Annotated in this window: 14 protein-coding genes; 4 read left to right on the top strand and 10 right to left on the bottom strand. The window is 58.7% G+C overall.

Annotated elements, in window-relative coordinates; translation table 11 throughout:
• Positions 1 to 96: 96 nt before the first annotated feature.
• The gene (locus EI291_RS11045; RefSeq protein ID WP_240635509.1) at positions 97 to 1,023 is read right to left on the bottom strand and encodes a YitT family protein; all 927 of its coding nucleotides are present in this window, start codon (positions 1,021 to 1,023) and stop codon (positions 97 to 99) included.
• A 188-nt stretch (positions 1,024 to 1,211) separates the two neighbouring features.
• Entirely contained in the window at positions 1,212 to 2,858 is a 1,647-nt protein-coding gene (locus tag EI291_RS11040; protein ID WP_125419890.1) for a S8 family peptidase, read from the bottom strand.
• 335 nt (positions 2,859 to 3,193) lie between these two features.
• Here EI291_RS11040 and EI291_RS11035 point away from each other — a divergent pair, with 335 nt between their 5' ends.
• The 4 genes from EI291_RS11035 (at position 3,194) to EI291_RS11025 (ending at position 8,585) form a co-directional block, all read left to right on the top strand.
• Complete coding sequence (locus tag EI291_RS11035; protein WP_125419889.1) at positions 3,194 to 5,731, top strand: PIG-L family deacetylase; 2,538 nt, start codon at positions 3,194 to 3,196, stop codon at positions 5,729 to 5,731.
• A 228-nt stretch (positions 5,732 to 5,959) separates the two neighbouring features.
• On the top strand, positions 5,960 to 6,622 hold the full coding sequence (locus EI291_RS11030; protein WP_125419888.1) for a phosphatase PAP2 family protein: 663 nt from the start codon (positions 5,960 to 5,962) through the stop codon (positions 6,620 to 6,622).
• A 146-nt stretch (positions 6,623 to 6,768) separates the two neighbouring features.
• Positions 6,769 to 6,909: a hypothetical protein gene (locus EI291_RS22865; protein ID WP_170172603.1), complete on the top strand. Its 141-nt coding sequence runs from the start codon at positions 6,769 to 6,771 to the stop codon at positions 6,907 to 6,909.
• Positions 6,906 to 8,585, top strand: coding sequence for a sodium:solute symporter (locus tag EI291_RS11025; protein WP_125419887.1), 1,680 nt, complete (start codon positions 6,906 to 6,908; stop codon positions 8,583 to 8,585). The genes EI291_RS22865 and EI291_RS11025 overlap by 4 nt, the downstream gene beginning before the upstream one ends.
• A 164-nt stretch (positions 8,586 to 8,749) precedes the next feature.
• Here EI291_RS11025 and EI291_RS11020 read toward each other — a convergent pair whose 3' ends face one another.
• The 8 genes from EI291_RS11020 to EI291_RS10985 form a co-directional block, all read right to left on the bottom strand.
• On the bottom strand, positions 8,750 to 9,643 hold the full coding sequence (locus EI291_RS11020) for a DUF2911 domain-containing protein (protein ID WP_125419886.1): 894 nt from the start codon (positions 9,641 to 9,643) through the stop codon (positions 8,750 to 8,752).
• Between the two features lie 111 nt (positions 9,644 to 9,754).
• Complete coding sequence (locus tag EI291_RS11015) at positions 9,755 to 10,288, bottom strand: hypothetical protein (RefSeq protein WP_125419885.1); 534 nt, start codon at positions 10,286 to 10,288, stop codon at positions 9,755 to 9,757.
• Positions 10,288 to 10,887, bottom strand: coding sequence for a hypothetical protein (locus EI291_RS11010; protein WP_125419884.1), 600 nt, complete (start codon positions 10,885 to 10,887; stop codon positions 10,288 to 10,290). The genes EI291_RS11015 and EI291_RS11010 overlap by 1 nt, the downstream gene beginning before the upstream one ends.
• Positions 10,887 to 11,375 carry a YcxB family protein gene (locus tag EI291_RS11005; protein ID WP_125419883.1) on the bottom strand — a complete coding sequence of 163 codons (489 nt, stop codon included), beginning with the start codon at positions 11,373 to 11,375 and terminating at the stop codon, positions 10,887 to 10,889. Before EI291_RS11005 ends, EI291_RS11010 begins: the two co-directional genes overlap by 1 nt.
• A gap of 248 nt (positions 11,376 to 11,623) precedes the next feature.
• Positions 11,624 to 11,893, bottom strand: a complete 270-nt coding sequence (locus EI291_RS11000) for a hypothetical protein (RefSeq protein ID WP_125419882.1) — start codon at positions 11,891 to 11,893, stop codon at positions 11,624 to 11,626.
• A 36-nt stretch (positions 11,894 to 11,929) separates the two neighbouring features.
• Positions 11,930 to 12,544 (bottom strand): hypothetical protein, encoded by a 615-nt coding sequence (locus EI291_RS10995; RefSeq protein ID WP_125419881.1) that lies wholly within the window; start codon positions 12,542 to 12,544, stop codon positions 11,930 to 11,932.
• Between the two features lie 4 nt (positions 12,545 to 12,548).
• Complete coding sequence (locus EI291_RS10990) at positions 12,549 to 13,115, bottom strand: hypothetical protein (protein WP_125419880.1); 567 nt, start codon at positions 13,113 to 13,115, stop codon at positions 12,549 to 12,551.
• A gap of 111 nt (positions 13,116 to 13,226) precedes the next feature.
• Complete coding sequence (locus EI291_RS10985; protein WP_125419879.1) at positions 13,227 to 15,059, bottom strand: ABC transporter ATP-binding protein; 1,833 nt, start codon at positions 15,057 to 15,059, stop codon at positions 13,227 to 13,229.
• Between the last annotated feature and the right edge of the window lie 16 nt (positions 15,060 to 15,075).

Below are 15,075 nucleotides of genomic sequence, written 5' to 3'. Positions count from 1 at the left end.
GAAAAATGTTGAATGAAGGGATAAGGTGCCGGATGACAGCTGCAGCATCAATGGGTAGTCAACTATTCTCCCATCTCTTCATTCACCCATTCACGGCTAGTGCAAGGGACGTTTCTTGATCATGCCGCCTTTGGTTTCCTTCACGCTGTGCATCACCATGAAGGCGTTGGGGTCCAGAAGCTCTACCTCGGTTTTAAGCTGGGTAAGCTCCAGACGGGTGATGACCGTGAATACAATATCAATGGCATTGGGCTGGTGGCCGTGGGTGCCATAACCGCCTTTGCCGCTGTATACGGTGGCACCCCGGCCCAGCTTCTCGGTAATCATGCGCCGGATGGCATCAGCCTGACCCGACATGATGGTGACGCCGGTGTATTCTTCCAGACCGTCGATTACAAAATCAATGGTTTTGGCGGCAGCCAGGTAGGCCAGAATGGAGTACAGGGCCGTTTCGATGGACAGAATATAGGCCGCTACCCCAAAAATAAGAATGTTGAATACCAGCACGATGTCCCCAATGGTCATGCTGGACTTTTTGCTCAGGTAAATGGCCATGATTTCAGTGCCATCGAGCACGCCGCCGCCGCGCATGGCCATACCAATGCCCGCTCCCAGAAAGAATCCGCCGAATACGGAAACCAGCAGCTTATCCTGGGTGATGATGGGGAAGGGAAACACGGCCAGCACAATGGCCAGCGCAACAATGCCAATGAGCGTCCGGATGGCCACGCCGGGGTCGAGCTGCCGCCAGGCCATAAACACGAAGGGCACATTGAGCACCACAATGAGCACGGGCAGCGGCAGGCCAAACACCTGTACCAGCAGCAGTGAAATACCCGTTACGCCGCCATCCAGGAAGCCACCCGGCAGCAGAAAGCTTTCCAGCCCAAAGCCCGCCGACATTACGCCCGTTACCATCAGCAGCGTATTCACAATCTGCCGCCGCCACCAGCCCCGGTCGTGCACGGGCGGAGGAACGATGGGAGCTGGTGAAGACGTGGGCGGTGTGGTAGCTGGACGCATTTTTCGGAGGAACATGAGTTGGGGTATGAGCATAAGCAGGGCTACGGGTGCAGAAGAACGTACGCCAGCGGCTTCGGATAGTTGAGCCCGGCCGGAACCCCGACCCACGCAACTCTGCCCCCGCCACTGGTCCTGTTTTACGGACTCAGTAACGGGGGCAGAGTTGCGTCGGCAGCGAAAAACAGCGGCTACGGCATGGGTTGCTGGGCCAGCTGCACGGCCCGGTACAGGTTCACGATGCCGCCCGTGCGCGATAGGGTAGAGAAGTCCACGAGCTTGTTGCTGCCGGGCTGCCGCACTTTGGTATGGATGGGCTGGGCCGACTCCAGAATAAGGCGCTTAAGCTGCGCCGCCGTCAGCTGTGGAAAGTACGATTTGAGGGTAGCCGCAATGCCCGTAACCACCGGCGAGGCCATGCTGGTGCCGCTGAGGTTGCCGTATTTGCTGCCGGGCAGGGTAGAGTAAATCTGGTTGCCGGGGGCAAACACATCCACCCGCAGCTTGCCGTAGTTGGAGAAGTCGGCGGCCAGGGTTTCATCGTTGGTGCTGGCCGAGGCTCCTACGGTTATCATGTTCGGAACGGACTGGCCGTTCTGGAAGGTGGGGGAAGGATACTGCGTTACCTGGTCTAGGTTGTTGTTTTCGTTGCCGGCGGAATGGATGAGCAGCACGCCTTTGGTATTGGCATAGCGGATGGCTTCCTCCACGGCCGGGCGCTGGGGCGAGAAGTACTTGCCGAAGCTCATATTGATAATCTGGGCCCCGTTGTCCACGGCGTAGCGGATGGCATTGGCCACGTCCTTGTCCCGCTCATCCCCGTCCGGAATAGCCCGTACCGACATAATCTGCACGTTGGGCGCTACGCCCAGAATGCCCGCGTTGTTTTCCCGGTCGGCCCCGATGATGCCGGCTACGTGGGTGCCGTGCATGGGGTCGGGGCCGGCTACGTCCCGGTTGCCGTAGTCGCGCTGCTTCACGTCGTCTGGCCGGTCACCCACAATGGGGCGAGGGTTGTAGCTCAGGTTGAGGCCGTAGTCCATCTGGTCCTTGGTTTCCTGCAGGCCCTTTTTCATTTCCATCAGCACATCATCCAAGGAAGCAAAGCCCGTCTGGAGGAGCGTCTGGTACAGGCCCCGGGTTACCTGGCGCAGCTCCGCATCCTGGGTGGGCGGGTTGCGCAGGGTGGCCGTATCCAGCCGGGATACGCCCAGGGTTTGCTTAAGGCCTTCAGCGCCCTGCGCATTTTCGGCGTAGGCCTGGCCATACTCCTGCAAGCGTTGGGTATTCTCCTTCACCTTATCATCGTAGGCCTTTTTCACCTTCACATACAGGTCGTACTCCGGGCGCTTGGCTGCCGGTACTGCGGTGCGGGTTTTGCCCTGGTACAACGGTTTCAGGCGGGCCAGCAGGCGGGTTTCTTCCAGGGCTTCCTGGTTGATGTTGCGGCCATCGGGGCCACCCAGGAAGTTCCAGCCCCATACGTCGTCGGTGTAGCCGTTTTTGTCGTCATCTACGCCATTGCCGGCTATTTCCCGGGGGTTGTGCCACATGATGCGCTTCAGGTCGGCGTGGGCCGTGTCGATGCCGGCGTCAATAACGGCTACCAGCACCGGCGTAGATACCTTATCCCGCAGCAGCTCCCGGTACGCCCGGTTTGCGCTGATGCCCATTACCCCGCCATCCTGCTGAGCATCGAGCAGGTACCATTGGGGGGAGGCCGGGGCCGCCGGAGCTGGCGAAGGAGAAGCCGGGGGCGTAGTCTGGGCCGAAACCAGCACCGGAAACAGCAACGAAAGACCCAGCAGCCGCAGCCGGGAGGGGAGGGGAAATGCCATGCGAAAGGAAAATCAGGAGCAGAAACGAGTAAGAAAGCAGAATCGGTCCGCGACAATAAGCACGCCGAAAATGTAGAGTACTGACGAAGGCTACCTAAGAATCGTTGCCGAAGCAGACGAGTTTATCTTGTCAGTGCCGTGCGGATGTGTTGAAATTGTAGTAGGGCTGCAGCGCTGTAGCAGCGCCATTATGCTACATGATGAGATGCTTCAGGCCGCAAGTGCAGGTATGAGTGGGAGGTTGCAGGAGTTTGGCGGTTGTAGCGGCCATGGCCTGCAACCTCCCGCCCAGGCCGCCTATCTTTACCGCCCGGCTCCCTCAACTGCCCTGTTCCATGCCCCTTCGTCCTGCTCTCCGCGCTGCCCTCACGGCACTTTTAATTTTCAATTTTCAATTTTCAATTCCCAAAGCCCACGCCCAGGCCCCCAAAACCTGGTCGTCGTCGGAGATTCTGCTAGGGCTGAAGAAGCTGAACGTGCTGGGCTCGGCCCTGTACGTGGCCGCCCACCCCGATGACGAGAACACCCGCCTGATTGCCTACCTGGCCAACGGCCGCCTGGTGGAAACCGGCTACCTCAGCTGCACCCGCGGCGACGGGGGCCAGAACCTCATCGGCCCGGAGCTGCGCGAGGGGCTGGGCGTCATCCGGACGCAGGAGCTGCTGGCGGCCCGCCGCATCGATGGGGGCCGGCAGTTCTTCACCCGCGCCAACGACTTCGGCTTCAGCAAAACACCTGAGGAAACCTTCACCATCTGGGATAAGGAGCAGGTGCTGGCCGATATGGTGTGGGTGATCCGTCAGCGCCGTCCCGACGTCATGATTACCCGCTTCCCGCCCGATGCCCGGGCCGGCCACGGTCACCACACGGCCTCGGCCATGCTGGCCATCGAGGCCTTCTCGGCCGCCGCCGACCCCAAGCGCTTCCCCGAGCAGCTCCAATACGTGCAGCCCTGGCAGGCCAAGCGCCTGCTGTGGAATACCGGCAGCTTCTTCGTGAAAGCCGGCGAGGACATGAGCCAGTACTTCAAGCTCGATGCCGGTGGCTTCAACCCGCTGCTGGGCCAGAGCTACGGCGAAATTGCCGCCCGCAGCCGCTCCCAGCACCGCAGCCAGGGCTTCGGCAGCAGCGCTCAGCGCGGCGAGGCCCCAGAGTATTTCCAGCTGCTGAAAGGCGAGCCCGCCAAAACCGACCTGTTCGACGGCGTGGATATGACCTGGAACCGGGTGCCCGGCGGCGCAGCCGTGGGCAAGATGATTGACGAGGTAATCCGCAAGTACGATCCAGCTAATCCGTCGGCGAGTGTGGCGGGGCTGCAGGCAATAGAATTGGCGATGAATAAAATACCTTTTCCCTCAAAAGAAGAGGAGCAGCGTTATTTGAACTTCTGGCGACAAGAGAAACTAAAAGCAATAGATGCCTTGATTCAAGCTTGTTTGGGGTTGTATGTGGAAGTTGTTGCCCTTGAGTCTGAAACTTCTCCCGGACAAACCTCCTCTTTGACAGTAAATATTATAAGCCGTAACATAAAGATTGGGTTGTCTTCTCTCGGTGTCTTAACCACAGGTGGTAAAATTGATGCGGATACTACAATCAGTAAGATACTTCTACCTAATCAATTATTTTCCTTTCGTAAAAGGGCTGTATTACCAGTAAGAACACCAATAAGCGCACCATACTGGCTATACGAGAAAGGCTCCGTCGGCATGTATACAGTGGCTAATCAAATTGACCGTGGTCAGCCAGAGCTAAGTGCAGCAACTACTAAAATTCAGCTTACAATTGAAGGTCAGTTATTAACCTTATATATCCCAGTCCAATACAAGAGCACCGACCCGGTGGAAGGGGAGAAGTACCGCCCGCTGACGGTGGTGCCGCCAGTGGCCGTAAACATCGGCGGGCGGGCTTACGTGTTTGCCGATAACCAGCCCAAAACGGTGCCCGTGACGCTGCGGGCCGGCAAGGCGGGCGTGAAAGGCACCCTGGCCCTGAGCCTGCCCAAAGGCTGGACCGCCGAGCCCGCCAGCATCCCCTTCGAGCTGGCTGCCAAAGATGCCGAGCAGACCGTGCAGTTCCGGGTGCAGCCCGGCGCGGGTGCCGCGGAAGGCAAATCGGAGCTGCGGGCCGTGGCTACCGTGGATGGGCAGGCCTACTCGCGCGGCTACCAGACCATTGCCTACTCCCACATTCCCACCCAAACCCTGTTCCCCGAAGCCGTGGCCCCGCTGGTGAAGCTGGACCTGCGGCGCAAAGGCCAGGAAATCGGCTACCTGATGGGGGCTGGCGACGAGGTGCCCGACGCGTTGCGCCAGATTGGCTACACCGTTACCCTGCTCAAGCCCGAGGACATCACCGACCAGAATCTGCGCCGCTTCGATGCCGTGGTGCTGGGCGTGCGCGCCTACAATACCCTGGACCGCCTCAAAACCCTGCAGCCCACGCTGCTGAAGTATGTGGAGCAGGGCGGCAACCTGGTGGTGCAGTACGTGGTGAACCGCGGCACCGTGCTGCCGCAAATTGGCCCGTACCCGCTCACCCTCAGCACCGACCGGGTGACGGTGGAAAACGCCCCCGTCACCTTCCTCAACCCCGGCCAGCCGTTGCTCAACACGCCCAACAAAATCACGAGCAAGGATTTTGAAGGCTGGGTGCAGGAGCAGGGCCTCTACTACCCCAGCCAGTGGGACCCCAAGTACCAAACCGTGCTGAGCAGCCAGGACCCCGGCGAAACAGCCAAGCAAAGCGCCATCCTGGTAGCCGATTACGGCAAAGGCCATTACATCTACACCGGCCTCTCGCTGTTCCGCGAGCTGCCCGCCGGCGTCCCCGGTGCCTACCGCATACTGACCAATATGGTGTCGTTGGGCAAGTAGCGCGCAGCTTTGAAACCAGACTCCCTATTTCAGGCTGCGGGCTAAAGCTAGAAAGCTAGTTCCCCTCCTTGGAAAGGAGGGGCTAGGGGTGGTTGACCTCGCGTTAGAACGGATTTTAGAACTAGCTCTAGTATCGTTCCAGCGTTCATCAACCACCCCTAACCCCTCCTTTCCAAGGAGGGGAACTAGTTTCTGGCTCTAACTCACGTGTCAAGTTACAGTGCTCCTATGCGACTATATCTGCGGTTATTACTCATCACATTGGCCTCAGTGCCGCTCATTCTGCTACTGATCCTAACCGTGGACGAGCCGTTGGCCGGGCTGCTGCACCAGCACGGCGCGCCGCTGCGGCCGTTTTTTGCGGGCTTCATGCAGGCGCACGATGCGGCCACCGCCCCGCTGCTACCATTGTGGCTGTGGCCGGCGCTGCTGCTGCTGTTTGCGGTGGCCCGGCTGCGGCGCTGGCCCCACTGCACCATCTGGCTGGTGGCTTTGCTGACAATGATTAGCAGCCAGGGACTGCGCAACCTGCTGGCTGCGTATTTCCACCGGCCCCGGCCGTGGCAGGTGTTCGGGCACTTAGCTGCCAACGCGGATTTCTGGCAGTCAGCGGGGCAGTTTGATGCGTTTCCTTCGGGGCACGCGGCCGGTACGGCGGGGCTGCTGCTGCCGTGGGCCCTGCGGTTTCCCAGGGCGCGGCCTTGGCTGCTGGGCTGGCTGGGGCTGGTGTGCCTGGGCCGGGTGGTGCTGGAGTATCACTGGCTTAGCGACGTGGTGGCCGGGGCTGCCTTGGGCCTGCTGCTCACCTGCCTCTGGGAACTGGCTACCGGCTGGCTGCGGCCCGGCCGTAGCGCGAAGCCTTTGCTTCGCGCACCGCAGAACGTCAAATAACATGCCTGTTGGCCTCACGCGCGGCACTGGAGCATACAGCCCACGCCGACGCGAAGCAAAGGCTTCGCCCCATGGTTGGGCGGCCGGCGCATTACTGGAAGCTACGCTTTCCTGCGTTATCTTTCGTCCGTAATTCCCTTTCCGCCGTGCCGCACTCTGCAACTTCCGAACCTGAATCTGATTTGCCGCCGCTGCTGCCCTCGTGGCGGGTGTGGTACTGGCTAGTGCTGGGCGCGCTGGCGCTGGAAATCGGGCTGTTCGTGTACCTGACCCGGGCGTTTGCATGAGCGGGCTCGACTGGCTGATTCTGGGCGGAACGCTGCTGTTCATTGTGGGCTACGGCACTTGGCGCACCCGCCGCGCCGGCGAGTCCTTGGACGGCTATTTGCTGGGCGGGCGGCAGGCCTCGTGGTGGGCCATCGGGCTCAGCATCATGGCTACCCAGGCCTCGGCCATTACTTTCCTGAGCACCCCCGGCCAGGCCTACGACGACGGCATGCGCTTCATCCAGTTCTACCTGGGGCTGCCGGTGGCCATGGTGCTCATTGCCATTTTCGTGGTGCCCATCTACCACCGGCTCAAGGTGTTTACGGCCTACGAGTACCTGGAAGGCCGCTTCGACCGGCGCACCCGCACCTTCGCGGCGCTACTGTTTCTGGTGCAGCGCGGGCTTAGTAACGGCCTGAGTTTGTACGCGCCGGCGCTGGTGCTGTCGGCCATTCTGGGCTGGGATATTCAGCTGACGGTGTGGCTGCTGGGCACTGTCATGATTGCCTACACCGTCTCGGGCGGCACCCGGGCCGTGATGGTGACGCAGCAGGGCCAGGTGGCCGTGATATTCGTGGGGCTGCTGGTGGCGGGCTATTTGCTGGTGCACTACATGCCGGCCGAAGTCGGCTTCACCGACGCGCTGCGCGTGGCCGGCCACCAGGGCAAGCTCAACCTCATCGACTTCCATTTCGACCCCACCGACCGGTACAACTTCTGGTCGGGCATGACGGGCGGGCTGTTCCTAGCCCTCTCGTACTTCGGCACCGACCAGAGCCAGGTGCAACGCTACCTCACCGGCCGCAACATCACCGAGAGCCGCCTGGGCCTGCTGATGAACGGTTTGCTCAAGATTCCGATGCAGTTTGGCATTCTGCTGCTGGGCGTGCTGCTGTTCGTATTCTACCAGTTCAACCCGGCCCCGCTTACCTTCAACCGGCCGGTATACATGGAGGTGGCCCACTCCGAGCAATACGGCCCCCGACTGCGGGAGCTGGAGCGGGAGCACGCCACCCTGTTTGAGGTGCGCCGCCACGCTACCAGCCGCCTCGTGCAGGCCCTGCAGGCCCAGGACCCCACGGCCATTGCCGCCGCCGAAACCCACCTGCAGGCCACCCAGGCCGCCAACCTCGGGCTGCGCCAGCAGGCTCAGCAGCTGCTCAAGCAGGCCCGCCCCGCCACCGAAGCCAAGGACACCGACTACGTGTTCCTCACCTTCGTGCTCAATTACCTGCCCCAGGGGCTAGTAGGGCTGCTGGTGGCCGTGGTGCTGAGCGCCGCGCTGGGCTCGGCCGCCGCCGGCCTCAACGCCCTGGCCTCTACCACGGTGGTGGATTTGTACAAACCGCGCCGGCCCCATATGCCCGAACTGCACTACGTGCGGGCCTCCCGGGCGGCGGCCGTGAGCTGGGGCGTGCTGGGTATCGGGTTTGCCACCTTCGCCGCCCGCCTCGAAAACCTGATTCAGGCCGTCAACATCCTGGGCTCGTTGTTCTACGGCACCATTCTGGGCATTTTCATGGTGGCCTTCTTCCTGAAAGCGGTAGGCGGCCGGGCCGTATTCTGGGCCGCCGTGGTAGCCCAGGCCGTGGTGCTCACCCTATTCTTTGCTACCGACATCGGCTACCTCTGGTTCAACATCATCGGCTGCGCCGTGGTGGTGGGCGGGAGTTTGTTGGGAAAATCGGAGGGCTAGAGCTAAAAAGTTAGTTCCCCTCCTTGGAAAGGAGGGGTTAGGGGTGGTTGATTATTCCTGAACAGTGACTAGAACTAGTTCTAAAATCCGTTCTAACGCGAGGTCAACCACCCCTAGCCCCTCCTTTCCAAGGAGGGGAACTAACTTTTTAGACTTGTGCCGTCTTACAGCTTGCCGGCTTTCTTGGCTTCCATGATCAGGTCCTCGTTCATCTTCACGTAGTCGGCGTTTTTGGCGTCGAGGGCCAGTTTCTTGGATTGCTCGGCGGCCGTGATGGTGCCTTTGTAATCCTTCATCTTCATGCGGATTTTGGCTTCCGTAAGCAGGTTCCAGAACTTGGGGTCCTTCTCGTTGGCCTTCTGCATCCAGGCCAGCGCCTGCTTCAGGTCCTTGTTGTTGTCGAGGTAGTACACGGCGGCGGCGGCCAGGTCGCCGTTGCTGGGGCTGGCGTTCTTGATGACTTTCTCGTCAATCTGCGCCATCACCTTGGGCTCCACGTCGGTGGTGATTTTGAACTTGGCCCCGGTCATTTCCCACTGGATGTCCACGTTGGCGGTGGCGGGGGTGAGGTCAGTGAAGTTGATGGTGAAGGTTTCCACCTTGGTGGGCACCTTGTAGGTTTTGATGGTGAAGCGGGCTACGTCCTCATCGTCCTTGAAGGCGTCCACGTCGGCACCCATTTTGGTGCTCTTGTTCAGCACCACAATCCACTCGGTTTTGCCGGGGATGGTGTAGAGGCCGTACTCGCCTGCCGGCACCTTTTTGCCCTCAATGGTTACGTCGTCGGAGAATTTAAGGCTGGTGGTGGCGTTAGCGCCGGTGCGCCACCGCTTGCTGAAGGGCACCAGGTTGCCGAACGCCACGCGGCCGCGCAGGCTGGGGCGGGAGTAGGTGAGGGTAACATCGGTGAGGCCCACGCGCTGCTGGATGGTGCTTTTGGGGCTGGCCTGGGGCGTGCTGATCTGAGCCTCGGCGGCGGCGCTCAGCAGCAGGCCGCTTACCAGCAGGGTGGCGCTCAGGGTGCGGGAACCGGACTTGAGAAAAGTCGAAGTAATCATTCGTAAGGAGAAAAATGGCGTTGGGAATACGGGGCGAAAGTAGGCAAATCTGCCCGGGTAACGGGTGCAGAATGCCGGCCTACAGACGGGCTACTGTCCACTTGGCTGCAGTTACCGGTGTTGCTGCGCAATCTGGTGACGCTCCAGTAGCGCGGCCACATCGGCGGCCGTGGCGGGGGCTTGTAGGCGGCGCAGGTCGAGGTAGTAGCAGGCGGCTTCGGTAGGATAGAGCAGGAGCCAGTGCGGCTGCACCCACACGGCCTGCCGAATCAGCGTCCATTTGCCGGAAAACTGACCCAGCGTATTGCGGCCGATGATTTCGGTGTTGGTAAGCGTAAAATCGGTAGGCTGCTGCAGGGCTTGGTTGCGGGCGTAGCCACGCCGCAGCTGGTAGCGCACCAGCCCAAAGCGCAGGCAGGCGTACAGCACGCCCACGGCCAGCGGTACCAGCGTGGCAGGCTGCGTGAGCCGACCATTCGCGTACCCATCCAACCCCACGCTCACGGCCAGCAGCAGCACGGCCGCGCCCAGAATCCAGTGGTTGAGGCGGGTGCGCGGGCGGGCCCGCCAGAGCCGGAAGTTTACGGCTACAAACTCATCGGCCGTGAGCTGCACGCCGGTCAGCGTAAGTGAAGTGGGTTTCATCAGGAGGCGAAGGTAGCGCCCGGCACGCTCATGTCGCGCCACCCGACGAGGGCCAGCACATCCGCGGTGTTGTACGGCTCCGGTACCCGGCGCAAATCCAGGTAATAGGCAAAATCAGGGCCGGGGTAGAGCAGGAGCCAGTCGCCCACCTGCTGCACGCGGGTAAGGGAGTGCCAGGGTAGAAATTGCCAATTTTGGTGGGGCCATTGCACCGTTATGCCAATAGACTCAATATCGATACTTAACGGCTGAGAAGATGCTTGCTCCCGAAAAGCACGGTAGTACCTCAGGCGACTCCACAATTCGCCTATTGCATTAGCGAAAAGGGTAATGCCCCCAAGCACTACAACAGCAATTAGCGGTTTGCCGGATAAAAGCCAGTCTCGCCATTCGGACCAGTTGAAATTCGAAATCAGGAGTTTGAAAAGCAGAATCGCCAGCATCACACAGCCGAACCATTCGGCCGTTTGGCGAAGTATACTTTTAGCAACTGGTGCCGGAGTTGTATTTCCAGAAATCCGCTGCCGCTCCTGTGTCTGGTGAATCAGCTGGTACTCCTGGAAGGTAGGCGGGGCGGCGGGGAAGGTGATGGAAGGCATCAGGTTGTTTCCCGAAAGAAGTTGAGTACATCGGCCGGCGTGGCCGGGGCCTGCACCTGCCGCAAATCCAGGAAAAAAGCCGTTTGCACCGACGTTTGGAGCAGCAGCCAGTGGCCAAAGTGCTGGAGCTTCACAATGGCTGCCCAATCCAGCCTGGTGTGCGACGACGGGGTAATTACCTGCACTTCGTCATCGTCCAAGACATAGGTAACAGCTTCCTGCAGAAAGGCGCTCCGCCGGTACTGCTGCCACGTGGGCCAGATTAGCAATACGGGCAGGGCCACGGAAAACAGTAAAGCAAACGGGGCACCATGCCAGAGGTCCGCTATTGACTGCCAGCTAAAGCCCGACAACCCCAACGCCGCCAAGGTGCCGGCAACCGGAAGCAGCATGACCAGCATAAGCGGCCGGGTCTGGAAGGTAAAACGCAAGGACAAAAGCAGGTACTGCCAGAACGACAGCCGGACATCGGAAATGGTGAGTTGCATCAATGCTGTACAGTAATCTATTGGATAGTGATGCTATGGCGCTGAAGCAAGGCGCGCAAATCCTGCTCCGTGGCGGGTGATTGAATCAGGCTGCTATCCAGCAGATAGCCTTGCTTGTTTTTATTGGTTACCACGTACCATTTACCAAACCGGCGGGCACTGTGTACAGTAGCCCAGATGGCCTCACTGCTTATGATAGCATTACTGAAATGAATACCCGAATCATCCAGCCGGAAGGTAGTGGGGTGCTAAAAATACGGGGTCTGCTCAAACATGCGCTGCAGCGCAGACCGGGTGCTGTAGATAATGGCACCCGTTACAACAGCTGTCATGAGAAGCGTGGCAATGAGCTTACCAGTAGGGCCGAAGCTACTATCGTTGCCCCCCCAAATGGAATACAGGGGATACAGTAAGGTTAGCGGTACAAGCCACCAGCGTTGCCGCAACATATACCACTGCTGAATCTGGCGGAACTCCGGAAAGGTAATCTGAACGTCGGGGATAATAATAGGCTGCATCAGGCCAAAGATAAAAACCAGCGGTAGAGCCGGTATTTACTTAGATTCAGTGACCAATACCAAATAGTTAATGCCCAGCGCCTGAATCCGCCGGAAAAGCGGCATCACCACTGCGGCCGGTAGCCGGGCATCCAGCCGCAGACACACAATGGCGCGGTGGCGGTGTACGGCATAAGCAGCCCGGTTGGCTACCCGGAGCAACGCCGTCAGCTGGTCGTTTGCGGCGAAGTAATGAATGCCTTGCGTAGGTTTTTTGCGCTGCCAACCCGGGGTAGCCAGCCAGTCCGGTAGTTGACGTACATCGGAGCCCAGATACTGGAGCTGCTGCAGCTGTGTTAGTTGCCCGGTGGATAGCCACAGGCCGTAGTTCTGTGCCAGTAAATCCAGCGCTTTAGTTTGAAGCTCAGTGGTGCTGGCGTGCATGTATAGCCGTTGGTCTGCATCCAGGGAGAAGGTAAACAGCACTTCGGTTAAGCCTCTGGTGCAATACTCAGTACTGCCCGGCAGCTGCACAACGGGTAAATCATCCGCAAACTTAGCCGACGACATAAACAAAGTGCTCAGCAGCAACGACAGCCCGCCCCACAGCCCCAACTCCGGCCGCAGCAGCTCGATACGTGGGAGCCCAATACTATGATAGTAGTGTGTCATATGTTTAACGGTGGTAAACGTAGGTTAGGTACACATGATGAATACCGTGTTCTTTAAGCCGCTGAAACAACTCCATTATGCGGAAAGACGGTGTACACTGGTCAGCTTCTAGGATGAAGGCAGTGTGATAGATTGGGTGAAATTCCGGATAGTAATAAGGGTCACGCATGATTACTTCCTTGTGAGCACGTAACCACCGAGGTAGAAATTTCAGGTCCAGGCCGGGCTGCCGAAAGTGGTTCAGGTTGATAGTGTTCTGCCCAAGTATGGTAGGCAGAGTATAGCCTGCTGTCAGCTGTTGCATGAGCTTGACCTGCGTGAGCGAATCACTTTCCTGCATATAAAAACGCCCCCGATCAGTCAAATAAATAGTTGTAACCGGACCATCCAGCAAATGGCAGGTAAATGGTGTGTATTTCATAACTGGAAGCTGGATACGCGGCTGATTGGAAAAACGTGGCGGGGCAACCATCAACAGCAGGGCCGTGAGAAGCAAAGCCACGCTGGCCAGTGCTGGCATGCCGTATAAAGGCTGAAGACTGAGGCGGCGAGGATATGTTAAAGTGGGCATAGGAGAAAGAATAGAATAAGTAGATAAGATAGAAAATGTCAAATAAAAAACGGGCAACGCTACTGCGTCGCCCGTCTCATGTAATTCAATGAATTCGTCTAACGCCGTGCCTTAGGTCAGCTCGAACTGCAGTTTGAGCAGGTTGGCGTAGAGGCCGTTGTCGTCGTTGCTGAGTTCTTCGTGGGAGCCTTGCTCTACGATACGGCCGCCATCAATCACCAGAATCTTGTCCACTTTGCGGATGGTGCTCAGGCGGTGGGCAATGATGATGCTGGTGCGGTTCTGCATCAGCTCGTCCATGGCCTGCTGCACCAGCTTCTCGCTTTCCGAGTCGAGGGCGGAGGTGGCTTCGTCGAGGAGCAGAATGGCGGGGTTTTTCAGGATGGCGCGGGCAATGGCAATGCGCTGGCGCTGCCCGCCCGAAAGCTTAATGCCCCGCTCACCCACCACCGTATCCAGCCCCTCGGGGAACGACTGGATAAACTGCCAGGCATTGGCCCGGCGGGCAGCGTCCACCACATCGGCTTCGGAAGCACCCGGCCGGCCGTAGAGAATATTCTCGCCGATGGTACCACCGAACAGCAAAGTTTCTTGCGGTACGATGCCGATGTGCTGGCGCAGCTCGGTAAGGTCCAGGTCGTCAATGTTGCGTCCATCCACCGAGATGCTGCCGCTGCTGAGCGGATACAGGTGCATCAGCAGTTGCACGATGGTACTTTTGCCGGCTCCCGAAGGGCCCACCAACGCCACTTTCTCGCCGGCTTTGATGTGGAAGCTGATGTCCTTGAGTACTGCCAGATCGGGGCGGGTAGGGTAGCGGAACTGCACGTTTTGGTAGTCGATTTCCCCGCGTACCTGCAATGGAGCCGCACCAGCCGGCCGGGGCTGGTGTACCGGCTCGGAGGTTTCGTCCAGAATTTCCAGAATCCGCTCCGAAGCGCCCAGGCTGCTCTGAATCTTGCCGTACATCTCGCCCAAACCACCCACGGAGGCCCCAATAAAGACGGTGTAAAGAATGAATTCAATGAGGTCCTTGAGTTCGAGGTGGCGTGAGTCCGATACGGGTAGTTCTACAAACGTAGCTCCGCGCCAGAGCACAAGGAAGATTCCACCGAAAACGGCCACAATAATGAAAGAAACGAAGGCACCACGGTACATCCCTGACTTCAGAGCCAGTTGCACTGCTCGATTTAAGCCGGCACCGTAGCGACTTACCTCATGCTGCTCACTAGTAAAGGCTTTTACGGAGTTAATACCCTGCATTGTCTCTTCCAATACGACATTCGTTTTTGCTAATTCATCTTGAGTTTGCTTGGAAAACGTACGGATGCTGCGGCCGAACAAAAGAGCCAAGAGTACCAGAGGAGGAAAGGTAGCTAACATGAACAATGAGAGCTGCCAGGAATTCCACATGATGAAAGCGACACCAGCAAGCAGCGTCAGAATCTGACGCAGAAACTCGGCAATTGTCAGCGAAAAGGTTTCCTGAATCGTCGTGACATCAGCTGTCAGGCGTGAGGTGATTTCACCTACCCGACGCTGCTCAAAAAATGGAATGGGCAGTGTGACCAGTTTCTTGTACAGGGTGCGGCGAATGTCCCGCACAGTAAATTCGCTGACACGAGTAAAAAAGAAAATTCGCCCGAAAGAAAAGAAACCTTGTAACACTACCACTCCGAACAATACCAGCGCAATACCAGTGACAGTTTTGGGTAAATAGGAAGGTAGCGTATCCGTTTGATGATTGGCAATTGCCACCAAATAGCTGAGTATTTTGGGCATTACCATTGTTGAGGCACTACTCAGCAGCAACAGCAGCAGGCCTGCTATAAAGGCACCTTTGTACGGCAGCACGAAGCGGAAAATCCGCAGGCCCTGTTTAAAATTCTCTTTGGTAAGCTTGACCTTGGGGACGTCAACGCCCGCCTGGCCACTGGTATTCATTCCGCTTCTGGCTGCC

Source organism: Hymenobacter rigui, assembly GCF_003944715.1.
GTDB classification, from domain to species: Bacteria; Bacteroidota; Bacteroidia; order Cytophagales; family Hymenobacteraceae; genus Hymenobacter; species Hymenobacter rigui.
This window is presented reverse-complemented; position numbering and strand designations above follow the sequence as displayed.

Excerpts from the sequence above, each read along its gene's own strand:
- EI291_RS11020 (WP_125419886.1), bottom strand. The coding sequence starts at position 9,643 with ATGATTACTTCGACTTTTCTCAAGTCCGGTTCCCGCACCCTGAGCGCC.
- EI291_RS11010 (WP_125419884.1), bottom strand. The coding sequence starts at position 10,887 with ATGCCTTCCATCACCTTCCCCGCCGCCCCGCCTACCTTCCAGGAGTAC.
- EI291_RS10990 (WP_125419880.1), bottom strand. The coding sequence starts at position 13,115 with ATGCCCACTTTAACATATCCTCGCCGCCTCAGTCTTCAGCCTTTATAC.
- EI291_RS11045 (WP_240635509.1), bottom strand. The coding sequence starts at position 1,023 with ATGCGTCCAGCTACCACACCGCCCACGTCTTCACCAGCTCCCATCGTT.
- EI291_RS10995 (WP_125419881.1), bottom strand. The coding sequence starts at position 12,544 with ATGACACACTACTATCATAGTATTGGGCTCCCACGTATCGAGCTGCTG.
- EI291_RS11035 (WP_125419889.1), top strand. The coding sequence starts at position 3,194 with ATGCCCCTTCGTCCTGCTCTCCGCGCTGCCCTCACGGCACTTTTAATT.
- EI291_RS11000 (WP_125419882.1), bottom strand. The coding sequence starts at position 11,893 with ATGCAGCCTATTATTATCCCCGACGTTCAGATTACCTTTCCGGAGTTC.
- EI291_RS11040 (WP_125419890.1), bottom strand. The coding sequence starts at position 2,858 with ATGGCATTTCCCCTCCCCTCCCGGCTGCGGCTGCTGGGTCTTTCGTTG.
- EI291_RS10985 (WP_125419879.1), bottom strand. The coding sequence starts at position 15,059 with ATGAATACCAGTGGCCAGGCGGGCGTTGACGTCCCCAAGGTCAAGCTT.
- EI291_RS11015 (WP_125419885.1), bottom strand. The coding sequence starts at position 10,288 with ATGAAACCCACTTCACTTACGCTGACCGGCGTGCAGCTCACGGCCGAT.
- EI291_RS11005 (WP_125419883.1), bottom strand. The coding sequence starts at position 11,375 with ATGCAACTCACCATTTCCGATGTCCGGCTGTCGTTCTGGCAGTACCTG.
- EI291_RS11025 (WP_125419887.1), top strand. The coding sequence starts at position 6,906 with ATGAGCGGGCTCGACTGGCTGATTCTGGGCGGAACGCTGCTGTTCATT.
- EI291_RS11030 (WP_125419888.1), top strand. The coding sequence starts at position 5,960 with ATGCGACTATATCTGCGGTTATTACTCATCACATTGGCCTCAGTGCCG.